The sequence below is a fragment of the Actinoplanes sp. NPDC051513 genome (assembly GCF_044454685.1).
Classification (GTDB): Bacteria; Actinomycetota; Actinomycetes; order Mycobacteriales; family Micromonosporaceae; genus Actinoplanes.
Map to the genome: position 1 here is coordinate 64,618 of NZ_JBITDW010000005.1, position 10,731 is coordinate 75,348.

At 74.1% G+C, this 10,731-nt stretch carries 12 protein-coding genes; 7 read left to right on the forward strand and 5 right to left on the reverse strand.

The features are described 5' to 3' along the window. Positions 1-40 precede the first annotated feature (40 nt). The 5 genes from ACIA5D_RS18070 to ACIA5D_RS18090 all read left to right on the forward strand — a co-directional run bounded on the left by ACIA5D_RS18070 (position 41) and on the right by ACIA5D_RS18090 (position 5,901). Positions 41-643, forward strand: coding sequence for a TetR/AcrR family transcriptional regulator (locus tag ACIA5D_RS18070; RefSeq protein ID WP_396031089.1), 603 nt, complete (start codon positions 41-43; stop codon positions 641-643). A 111-nt stretch (positions 644-754) separates the two neighbouring features. Then, positions 755-1,879, forward strand: a complete 1,125-nt coding sequence (locus ACIA5D_RS18075; RefSeq protein WP_396031090.1) for a S8 family peptidase — start codon at positions 755-757, stop codon at positions 1,877-1,879. A gap of 76 nt (positions 1,880-1,955) precedes the next feature. Continuing rightward, positions 1,956-2,510, forward strand: coding sequence for an RNA polymerase sigma factor (locus ACIA5D_RS18080; RefSeq protein WP_396031091.1), 555 nt, complete (start codon positions 1,956-1,958; stop codon positions 2,508-2,510). Continuing rightward, positions 2,507-2,959, forward strand: coding sequence for a hypothetical protein (locus ACIA5D_RS18085; protein WP_396031092.1), 453 nt, complete (start codon positions 2,507-2,509; stop codon positions 2,957-2,959). The genes ACIA5D_RS18080 and ACIA5D_RS18085 overlap by 4 nt, the downstream gene beginning before the upstream one ends. A gap of 92 nt (positions 2,960-3,051) precedes the next feature. Further along, positions 3,052-5,901, forward strand: coding sequence for a CHAT domain-containing protein (locus ACIA5D_RS18090; RefSeq protein WP_396031093.1), 2,850 nt, complete (start codon positions 3,052-3,054; stop codon positions 5,899-5,901). A gap of 9 nt (positions 5,902-5,910) precedes the next feature. Here the strand turns inward: ACIA5D_RS18090 and ACIA5D_RS18095 are convergent, their stop codons facing one another. The 4 genes from ACIA5D_RS18095 to ACIA5D_RS18110 all read right to left on the reverse strand — a co-directional run bounded on the left by ACIA5D_RS18095 (position 5,911) and on the right by ACIA5D_RS18110 (position 7,231). After that, positions 5,911-6,117 carry a PilZ domain-containing protein gene (locus ACIA5D_RS18095; protein ID WP_396031094.1) on the reverse strand — a complete coding sequence of 69 codons (207 nt, stop codon included), beginning with the start codon at positions 6,115-6,117 and terminating at the stop codon, positions 5,911-5,913. Beyond that, positions 6,066-6,290, reverse strand: a complete 225-nt coding sequence (locus ACIA5D_RS18100) for a methyl-accepting chemotaxis protein (RefSeq protein ID WP_396031095.1) — start codon at positions 6,288-6,290, stop codon at positions 6,066-6,068. The genes ACIA5D_RS18095 and ACIA5D_RS18100 overlap by 52 nt, the downstream gene beginning before the upstream one ends. Before the next feature lie 115 nt (positions 6,291-6,405). Further along, positions 6,406-6,591, reverse strand: a complete 186-nt coding sequence (locus tag ACIA5D_RS18105) for a DUF1918 domain-containing protein (protein WP_396031096.1) — start codon at positions 6,589-6,591, stop codon at positions 6,406-6,408. A gap of 112 nt (positions 6,592-6,703) precedes the next feature. Continuing rightward, positions 6,704-7,231: a hypothetical protein gene (locus ACIA5D_RS18110; RefSeq protein WP_396031097.1), complete on the reverse strand. Its 528-nt coding sequence runs from the start codon at positions 7,229-7,231 to the stop codon at positions 6,704-6,706. Between the two features lie 36 nt (positions 7,232-7,267). On the opposite strand from ACIA5D_RS18110, the gene ACIA5D_RS18115 reads away from it, so the two are divergent. Beyond that, positions 7,268-7,837, forward strand: a complete 570-nt coding sequence (locus ACIA5D_RS18115) for a TetR/AcrR family transcriptional regulator (protein WP_396031098.1) — start codon at positions 7,268-7,270, stop codon at positions 7,835-7,837. A gap of 49 nt (positions 7,838-7,886) precedes the next feature. Further along, positions 7,887-9,281 carry an acyl-CoA synthetase gene (locus tag ACIA5D_RS18120; RefSeq protein ID WP_396031100.1) on the forward strand — a complete coding sequence of 465 codons (1,395 nt, stop codon included), beginning with the start codon at positions 7,887-7,889 and terminating at the stop codon, positions 9,279-9,281. A 241-nt stretch (positions 9,282-9,522) separates the two neighbouring features. Here ACIA5D_RS18120 and ACIA5D_RS18125 read toward each other — a convergent pair whose 3' ends face one another. Continuing rightward, positions 9,523-10,674, reverse strand: coding sequence for an alpha/beta hydrolase-fold protein (locus tag ACIA5D_RS18125; RefSeq protein ID WP_396031101.1), 1,152 nt, complete (start codon positions 10,672-10,674; stop codon positions 9,523-9,525). Between the last annotated feature and the right edge of the window lie 57 nt (positions 10,675-10,731).

Genomic DNA, 10,731 nt, shown 5'->3' on the forward strand with positions numbered 1-10,731 from the left:
GGCGGTGTGTCAACAAGCCGGTGCCGGTAAGGTCCACCTCGTGAGTGTGGACCTGGGGCAGCGCCGTCGCCTCGAACCGGACGCCCGGCGCGAGCAGATCCTGTCGGTCGCGGTAAGGCTGTTCGGAGAGCGCGGCTACGCCGACGTCGCGACCGGCGACGTGGCCCGCGGCGCCGGCGTCGCCCGCGGCTTGGTCAACCACTACTTCGGGACGAAGAAGGAGCTGTACCTCGAGGTCATCCGGGTGATGCTGACCGTCCCCGAGGCCGCCCTGACCCAGCTGCCCCCGGCCGACGACCTGTCCACCCGGGCCGACGCGATCGCCTCCTGGTTCCTCGACGTGGTCTCCCGGCACAGCACGTCCTGGCTGGGCGCGATCACCGCGGGCGGCATGGCCGGCGACACCGACGTCGACCGGGTGATCGCCGAGGCCATCGACGTGGCCGCCGACCGGGTGCTCACCGCCGTCGGCCTGCCCGGCGGCAGCCGCGCGCAGCACGCCATGGCCCGCTCGTACGTCGGCCTCGCGACCTCCACCGCCCGCGAATGGCTGCAACGCGGGGAGCTGACCCGTGCGCAGGTCCACAAGCTCCTGACCGCGACCCTGCTGACAATGGTGGACCAGGTGTTCCCCGACGCGTAGCCGTTCGGGTGACGGCGTCCGGCTCGATCGCTCGACACGATGGGTATCTGCGCGACCCGCGCGGACTCCTCATCGGTGTCCGACGCACACGCCAAGCCTGGAGGCGGATCCATGCGCATCATCGACAGCGAGGTAACCCCCAAGCTGCACACCGACCGCACGCTGCTGTTCGCGAGCAAGCCCGTCGGCCATCTGGTCGGTTCGAGCTCCAGCAAGCCCGTCGGCCATTTCGCCGACGTGCTGGCCGGCGTCGGCATGCCCGGCGTGCTCGGGACGCCGGAGCCGCTCTGCGACGGGATCGACGTGGTGCCCCTGACCGGCGACGCGATCGCCGACGACGTGCTGAGCGCGCTGGACGGCGAGGGCGAGGGCGGTCAGCTCGTGGCCGACCCCGCCTTCTACGACGGCACGTTCAAGCTCGCCGCCAGCAAGCCGGTCGGCCACGGCCTCGCGTTCGTCGAGGTCACCCTCGACCAGGAGCCGCCGTCCGCGTGGAAGCCGCCGGCGCCCACTCTGCGCCGGCCGGTGATCGCGCTGCTCGACACCGGCGTCCGCTACCACCGATGGCTGAGCGTCGGCACCGACGAGGACCCGTTCCTCATCGACGCCACCCGGCAGGCGGGGCACGAGTGGCAGCCGTTGGACACCATGCCGTCCGAGGACACGATCGTCGCGCATCTGGATTCCGGCTCGCCGTCCAAGGCCGGGCACGCCACCTTCATCGCCGGGCTGATCCGGCAGGCCGCGCCCGGAGCCCGCGTCCTCGACGTACGGGTCCTCAACGACAAGGGCTTCTCCAACGAGTCGACGGTGTGCCGGGCGCTCAAGTGGATCCTCGAGCACATCGAGCGAGGCAACCCGGTCGACGTGATCTGCATGGCGTTCGGCCGGATCCCGGGCGACGAGGGCCCCGAGCCCCTGGTCCAGCCCATGCGGTGCCTGCTGGGCAAACTCGCCGACAAGGGCGTGCAGCTCGTGGCCTCGGCCGGCAACGACCACTTCGACGGCGATGTCTACCCGGGCGCCTTCGAGACGGTCACCGCGGTCGGGGCCGGCTTCGCCGGGTACCACGCCGACTTCAGCAACTTCGGCGACTGGGTCGGCCGCTACCGCGACGGCGTCGACCTGCTCAGCACCTTCCCGGACGGCAAATGGGCCCGCTGGAGCGGCACGTCGTTCGCGGCCGCCAGCTTCGCCGCCGACCTGGCGCGTCCCCATGTCGTCGCCGTCAGTTGACGGCTTCCGGGAGCCCGCCTCGGACGCCTCCTCGGACCCCGCGGACCCTTCTTCGGATCCCTCGCCGGACCCCGATGTGGTTCTCGGCAACCTGTTGGAGCGGGCCCGTGGCGGGGACCGGGAGTCGTTGCGGGAGCTGGTGCGGGCCCTCGACCCGGTGCTGTGGCGGGTGGCGCGCAGTCAGGGGCTCGGCGCCGAGGACGCCGCCGACGTGGTGCAGACGTCCTGGCTGGAGCTGCTGCGACGACTCGACGAGATCCGTACGCCGCGGGCCGTGACCGCCTGGCTGATCACCACCACCCGGCGGGAGGCGTGGCACCGCAAGCAGAAGGCCCGCCGGGACCTGCCGGACGGGGGCGTGGCCGTGCGGACGGCCGTCGACCCCGGACCGGCGCCCGGGGAGCGGCTCATCGCCGACGAGCGCGACCGGGTGCTGTGGATCCACTTCGAACGCCTCTCCGAGCGCTGCCGCGACCTGTTGCGGATCGTGGCGCAGGTGGAACGCCCCGACTACACGGTGATCGCCTCGGCCTTCGGGATGCCGCACGGCAGCATCGGGCCGACCCGGTCCCGCTGCCTGGCGAAGCTGCGGTCCATGCTGCTCGGCGATCCCGCCTGGGGCGCGTCATGACCGACCCGCTGGACGACCTCGACCGCGAGATCCTCGCCCGGATCGCCCGCGACGACCCGCCACCGGCCGACCTCGACGAACGGGTGCTCTTCGCCCTCGCGCTGACCGACCTGGACGCCGAGGTGGCCCGCCTGGCCGCCGCCGGGCCCGCCCTGGCCCGGGCCGGCGAACAGGCACGCACGGTCACCTTCGACGCCGCCAGCCGCACCGTGATGATCACCATCGTGGAACGCGCGGACGACCTGGTCCGCATCGACGGCTGGCTCGCGCCCGGCGCGGCCCTGGTGGTCGAGCTGCGCCTGCCGGAGCCGGCCGGCGCGCGCGTGGTCACCGCCGACGCGACCGGTCGCTTCGTCTTCGACGAGGTTCCGCACGGCCTGGCCCAGCTGCTCATCCACCCACCCGACACCGGAGCGGCCCGGGTGGTGACGCCATCGCTCCTGCTCTGAACCCGCCCGTTCTGCCGGCACGGGCCGCCGACCTGTACGCGGCCGGCCTCGCGGCCAGCGAGGACGGGCGCCCCGCCTTGGCCGTCCGCCGGATGCGCGCCGCGCTGCGCCTGGCCGCCGACGCCGGCCCGGCGGCCCGCGCACGGGTGATGGTCAGCCTGGCGTGGGCCGAGTCGGAGCGAGGCCAGGTCGCCCTCGGCTACCGGCTGCTCGACGAGGCGGAAGAACTGCTGGCCGCGCCGCAGCCGTCGTCTGGGCGGGCGGCGCGGTCTTCGCCTGGGCGGGCGGTGCAGGCTTCGCCTGGGCGGGCGGCGCAGGCTTCGCCTGGGCAGGCGGCGCTCGAAGCCCAGCGGGCGGTGTTGCACGCTCAGCGGGCCGTGCTGCTGTGGCGCAACGGGCGCAATGACCTGGCGCTGGCCGAGTACGACCGGGCCGTGGCCGGGCTGACCGAGCAGGACGGCCCGCTCGACCTGGTGAAGGCCCTCAACAACCGCAGCATCCTGCGCCTGGAGGCCGGCCAGGTCGGCGCCGCCCGCGACGACCTGCTGCGCGGGCTGCGGATCGCGCTGCGGCACGACCTGGCGATGATGGCCGCCGTCTTCCGGGTGAACGTCGGCTGCCTCGAAGTGGTCGCCGGCGACCTGCCGGCCGCGCTCGGCGCGTTCGCCTCGGCCCGGCCGGCCTACGAGGCGGTGTCGCCGGGGCGGCTACCGGCGCTGGCGGTGGAGCGGGCGAGGGCGCTGATCGCGGCCGGGTTGTTCGGGGAGGCGGACCGGGAGCTCGCGGGTGCCCTGGCCCAGCTGGGGGAGCAGGGACAGGACCACAACCGGGCCGAGGCGTTGCAGACGCGGGCGGAGGCGGCGCTGCTGGCGGGGAGGCCGTCGGCGGCGGCTTCGTGGGCGGCGGCAGCGCGGTCCGACTTTCTACGGCGGGGGAACCGGCGGCGGGCGGCGCTGGCCGAGTTGATGACGCTACGCGCGGACTACGCCGCGGGCGCCGGCGAGGCCGGCAGTCACGCGGACGGCGGCCAGCCGGGCGGCGCTCACCCGGCTGGCGCCCACCCGGCTGGCGGCCATTCGGACGGTGCTCACCCAGCTGGCGCTCACCCGGCTGGCGCCCACCCGGCTGGCGCCCACCCGGCTGGCGCCCACCCGGCTGGCGCCCACCCGGCTGGCGGCCATTCGGACGGTGCTCACCCGGCTGGCGCCCACCCGGACGGTGCCAAGCCAGGCGCCGTCCCCACTTGTCCGGCAGGCGACCACAAGGCCGTGCCCGGCGATGGGCGGGCGGAGGTGGCGCGGCGGGCGGAGGTGGCGCGGCGGGCGGAGGTGGCGCGGCGGGCGGAGGTGGCGCGGCGGGCGGAGGTGGCGCGGCGGGCGCGGCTGCTCGCGGGGAAGCTTCGGGGACTGGGGCTGGCCGAGGACGCCCGGGTGGCGCTGCTGGTGGCGGCGCGCGCCTCGATGGCGGAGTCGCCGGCGATGGCGGCGCGGCTGCTGGGGCAGGCGGGGCGGCCGGGGCGGCTCGATCGGCTCGATACCCGGCTGCTGTGGCGGCTGACCCGGGCCGAGGTGGCCGCGGCCTCGGGGGCGTCGAGTGTGGCGTCGCGGGAGCTGGTGGCGGGGATGGAGACGCTGCACCGGTATCGGGGGCGGTTCGGGTGTCTCGACCTGCAGACGGGGGCCTCGGCGCTCGGACAGGATCTCGCGCGGGCGGGGATGGCGGGGGCGCTGCGAGCGGGGAGAGCGGCGGATGTCTTCCGATGGGCGGAGCGTGGCAGGGCGCAGGCGCTGCGGCTGTCGCCGGTGCGACCGCCCGAGGATCCGGCCGTGGCGGGGGCGCTCGAAGAGCTGCGGCAGACGCGGCAGGCGTTGCGGGCCGCGGAGGTGGCGGGGGAGCCGGTGGCGGGGCTGCGGTCGCGGGCCGAGCTGCTGCAGCGGCGGATCCGCGAAAGCGCGTGGGCGGTGCGCGGCGAGGCCGGTGGGGCGGCTGTGGCGTCGCTGGCGGCGGTTCGGGCTCGGCTTGCTGGGGCGGCGCTCATCGCGTACGTGAGTGATGGTTCGACCCTGCACGCGCTGGCCGTGACCGCTCAGGCCGCCACGCTCGTGGCCCTCGGGCCGATGGTGGCGGCCGAGGAGGCGGTGCTGCGGCTGCGCGCCGACCTCGACACGCAGGCGGGGCGCGCGATGCCGGAAAGGCTGGCGTCAGCGGTCGCCGCGGCCACGCGCGCGGACGCCTCGGCGTTGCAGAGCGCGGTGCTCGACCCGCTGTTGCCGCTGGTCGGCGACCGGGACCTGGTGGTGGTGCCGACGGGGCTGCTGATGACCGCGCCGTGGGGGATGCTGCCGGCGTGTGCGGGACGGCCGGTCACGGTGGCGCCCTCGGGGACGGCCTGGCTCTCGGCTCTGCGACTGCCGCGGCAGGTGGGGCATTCCGTGCTCGTGGCGGGCCCGGACACCCAGCGGGGGGTGGAGGAAGTCAACGCGATCTCGCACCTATTGCCCGGCAGCGCGACCCTCACGGGCGGCGCGGCGACCCCGGCCGCGACACTGTCCGCCCTGGATGGCGCCGACGTCGCGCACCTCGCCGCGCATGGGCGGCACGAGACGGAGAGTCCGCTGTTCTCGTCGCTCTCGCTCGCGGGCGGGCCGCTGCTCGGGTACGACCTGCTCACCGTTGCGCGGCCGCCGCGGGTGGTGGTGCTGGCCGCCTGCGAGCTGGGGCTGACCGAGGTGCGGCCGGGAGACGAGAGCTTCGGGATGGCATCGGCGCTTCTCGCGGCCGGGACGGCAACCGTCGTGGCGAGCGTGGGCCGGGTGGCCGACGCCGCCGCCACCGATGTGATGATCGGTTTGCATCGTGGTCTCGCCGCCGGGCTGGCGCCCGCCACCGCCCTGGCGCGGGCCGCGACGGGAACCGGGTTCGTCTGCCTCGGGGCATCCTGACCCGGCCTCTCAGAGGCTTTCGAACGCCCGGTTGATGTGGGCCTCGATGTGGCGCTGCGCCTCGGGAGAGACGTCGGCCAGCTCCAGGCCCAGCTCGCTCCCGTCGGCCAGTTCGCGGCGGCGCACCACCCGGGCGCTCACGGTGATCGGCGCGCCCTCCACCGTCATCGCGGCCTGCACCGCGTCGCCCACCGAGATCGGCGTGCGGCCGGGCACCGTGCAGCCGAGGCCGCCGCGCCGGCCCGGGCCGCCTCGATCGTGGCGTTGAGCGCCAGCATCCGCGTCTGCGACGCGATTTCGGAGATCACGCCGGCGATGCCCGCGACCTGGTGCAGGCTGTCGTTGAGGGCGGTGACGGCCTCGTCGGCGCTGCGCGCCCGGCGCACCATCGCGGCGGCGGCCTCGCTGGTGTGCGCGACCCGCTCGTGGGTGGCGGTGTCTGACGATGCCCTACGAGGTACTGATCGGCGTTTTCGCCGACTCCGTCAGGCGCCGCCGCCCGGCTCAGGCCCGCTCGACGTGCGCCTCCGGCCCCGGGAAGATCAGCCCTTCGTGTCCGTCGTCGAGCCATTTGACCTGGTAGGGCGGAGTGCCGTCCGGATGCCGCAACGCCATCACCACCGCGACCCGGGTGGCGTCGCCGACATGGACGCCCTTGACCACGATCCGGTCGCCCACCTGTGCCTTCATCCTTCACCTCCGGCGTGTGTCAGGCTCCCATCGCAGCATGCCCCGGCTTGCCGACCTGGTCCAGGAACCGATCCGCCCTCTGCCTCTCCGCGGAACTTTCCGCCGGTCGCCGTCACCGACGGCGGGGAAACAACGTGTAGCTGAACGAGATCATGAAGTCGATGACCAGGACCAGCGTCCACACACCCAGCACCGACCATAGCGGCCGCACCCGGTCGAGGTCGCCGGCCAGCGCCGTGAAGACGCCGAGCACCGCGGCGCCGATCACGTAGGCCAGCAGGTGCCGCGTCCACTGGCGGCGCTCGCGGGCGGCGTGCTCGGGGCCGGTCCGGGGTGGCTTGACCGGGGGCGGGCCGCCGGCGAAGCGGTGGGCGAAGCGCTGGTCGGCCCAGCCGATCATCTGCGCGCCGAAGGCCACCGACGTCCCGATGTACACCGCGGCCAGGCCGTGCGCGGGGTCGGCCTCGCCGCCGTTGAGCAGGTCGATCAGCGCCACGGCCAGCAGCACGACGTCGACCGCCGGCACCGCCAAGAGGAGCGCGGTGCTGACTCGGCGGGCGCGCAGGACATACCGGGCGGCCAGGCCCGCCACGAGCAGAACCCAGAATCCGATCTCACAGGCGATTATCACGGCTACCATGACTCGGTTATAACACGGTCGTGCTATAAAAATGTCGTGCCCAAAGTCGTCGATCACCAGCAGCGCCGCCGAGAGCTGGCCGGCGCCGTCTGGCGGGTCATCACGCGCGACGGCGTCGCCGACGTGTCGATCCGGGCGGTCGCCGCCGAGTCGGGCTGGTCGACCGGGGCGTTGCGGCATTACTTCGCGACCCGCGCCGAGCTGCTGGCGTTCGCCTGCGAGGAGGTGATCGCGCAGGTCACCACCCGCCTCACCGGCATGGCGGTGCCACCCGACCCGCGGGCGGCCGGCACCGTCGTGCTCCTGGAGACCATGCCGGTCGATGAACGGCGCCGCACCGAGGCGGAGATCGCGTTCGCCTTCCTCGCCCTCGGCCTTCAGGATGCCGCGCTCGCCCGGGTCCAGCGGCTGCACTTCAGCAGCATGTTCGAGCTGTGCCTGCGCCTGGTCACGCAACTGGCGCCCGGCCTGAGCAACCCCCGCGGGGCCGCCCGGCGCCTGCACGCCGTCGTGGACGGCCTGACCGTTCACGTGCTGGCCGGCCACCTCACCCCGGCCGAGATGGTCGCCGAGCTCGGCGCGCACCTGGACACGGTGCCGGGGTGAGCACACCCCGATCCCGCTGCCCGGTGGCCGATGACGGGAGAATGCGGGGATGCCGCTGCTGTCCGCCCTCCTCGCCTCCGACGATCTCGATGCCGCGCTGACCACGCCCGAGGGAACCTTCACCCGGCACGACCTGCTCGGCTGGGCGGCCTCGGTGGCGTCCGACCTGGACGGCGCGCCGATCGTCGCGGTGCACGCCGTGCCGGGCGCGGCGACCGTCGCGGCGATCACCGGCGCGCTGCTCGCGGGGGTGCCGATCGTGCCGGTCCCGCCCGATGCCGGGCGCCTCGAACGTGATCACCTGCTCCGGGACTCGGGCGCGGCGCTGCTGCTGTCGGACGATCCGGCCGCTGCCGGCGAGAGCGGCCTGCCCGTCGTACGCGTCTCTCGTGTCGCCCGAGCGACCACCCTCCCACCGGAACCGGCGGACGGCGCCCCCGCGCTCGTGCTGTACACCAGCGGCACGACGGGCGCGCCGAAGGGTGTGGTGATCTCGCGCGCGGCGATCGCCGCCGATCTGGACGCGCTCGCCGAGGCCTGGCAATGGACGCCGGCCGACACGCTCGTCCACGGCCTGCCCCTGTACCACGTGCACGGCCTCGTTCTCGGAGCTCTGGGGCCGCTCCGGCTGGGCGGCCGGCTCACGCACACCGGGCGTCCTTCTCCTGACGCGTACGCGGAAAGCGCCGGCACCATGTATTTCGGCGTCCCCACCGTCTGGTCCCGGATCGCCGCCCGCCCGGACGCGGCCCGCCGGTTGTCGGCGGCGCGGTTGCTCGTCTCCGGCAGCGCCCCGCTGCCCGGCACGGTCTTTCACGCGCTGCGCGAGCTGACCGGCCAGGCCCCCGTGGAGCGCTACGGCATGACCGAAACCCTGATCACGGTGAGCGCCCGCGCCGACGGCGACCGGCGTGCCGGCCAGGTGGGGCTCCCGCTCGCCGGCATCGGCACGCGGATCGTCGACGAGCAGGGCGAACCGGTCGCGCATGACGGCGCCACGATCGGCCATCTGCAGGTGCAGGGGCCGACGCTGTTCGACGGCTATCTGCGCGGCGGCAGCATCCAGTCGTGGGGAGACGGCTGGTACGCGACGGGGGATGTGGCCACGATCGCCCCCGACGGCTGGCACCGCATCGTCGGGCGGGCGTCGACCGACCTGATCAAGACGGGTGGCTACCGGGTGGGCGCGGGGGAGGTCGAGGACGTGCTGCTCCTGCATCCGGCCGTTCGTGAATGTGCGGTGGTCGGCCTGCCGGATCCCGACCTGGGGGAGCGCATCACGGCGTTCGTCGTGGGTGACGCCGTCGCCGAGGCCGACCTGATCGCGTTCGTGGCGGAGCGGCTGGCCGCCCACAAGCGACCCCGGAAGGTGCTGCGGGTGGAGGAGCTTCCGCGCAACGCGATGGGCAAGGTGCAGAAGGCGCGGCTCAAGGCCGAGGACTAGACACCTCTTGGGATGGCGGTCACGCCGTAACCGGCCGCACCTGAAGCCGGGTGGGCCATGGCACCCCGGACTGGACGCCACAGCCGAGCCCGACCAGCCGCGGCAACCGCAACCGGCAACCCCCACCGTGAGCGACGAGAGATGCAGCACCACTGGGGGGCAGGGCACTGGATGGGGACAACCGGGAATGACAACCGAGACCACAACCCATCTCTGTCTCGAGACGGGGACTGATCAGGTGTCAGGGCGCGGCGACCGCGAGGAGGCCGTCGGCGAAGGTGCGGCGCCAATTGACGTAGTCGTGGCCGCCCATGAACTCGGTGTAGGTGACCTCGTACCCGTGCCCGACCAGGGAGTCCCGCATCTGGCGCACCACCGTGAGCTGGTCGGGGGCGCCGTCGGGGCCGGTCATCGTCTCGCGGACGCCGACGTCGAGGTAGAAGCGGACGTCCACCCGCGGATACTTCGTCACCTGCCGCATCAGCCAGCCCGGGGAGCCTTCGAGCGGGCTCGGCCACCAGAAGCTCCCGGACTGCGCGATCACCCCGCCGAACAGCTCGTGCGCGCACATCCCCACGTACGCGGCGGCCAGGCCGCCGCGGGAGACGCCGGCGATCACGTTGCCGCGGCGGGACAGGCCGGCGCCGAGCGAGCCGCGGGCCCACGGGATCAGCTCGTGCTCGACGAACTCGTGGATCGGCCGGGTCGGCTGGAGGTCGCGTTCGCGGCTGGCCTCGAAGCTGCTCACGAACAGCGCCACGGTGGGCGGGATCGCGCCGGCGGCGATCATGTTGTCGAGGATGGTGGGGACGCGCAGGACGTGGCGGGCGATGTAGCCGTCGAAGACGACCAGAACCGGCAGGCCCTCGGTGGGGGTGCCGGCGGGCCGGTAGACCGTCACGGGGCGGGGGCCGCCGAGGGCCGCGCCGGGCATGGTCACCTCGGTGAGGGTGCCGGCGGGCACGCCGGGGCGTGGCTCGGTCCAGGGTTCGGGCGGGGCGTCGGGCAGCTCGAGGATCGACAGCCAGCTGTCGCGGTCGTCGGGGTCGACCGGGTCGGCGGGGAACAGCAGGCGCCACGGGTTGCCCGCGTCGACGTGGGTGCCGCCGGCGCCCGAGTCGTCGGCGGGCGCCTCCTCGGCGCCGTCGTGGGCCAGGCAGTAGATCGTGCGCAGCGACGACGGCATGCGCTGGGTGCCGTGCCACAGGTCGGTCCCGGGCGCCCGCGACATCGGCACGTCCACGCCCCACCACGCCCGCGTCGTGGACGCCTCGCCCCGCCACAGGAACGTCACGAGCAGCGACTCGTCGTCGCAGGGCTCGACCAGCGGGGTGCCCCGCTCGGTGGTGGAGGCCCAGAAGTCCTCTAGGGATGACGGGGATAAGTCGGACAACAGTCGGCTGATGCTGGAACTTTGCAAAGCGTCGACCCCCGTGCCCCGGCGTGACGA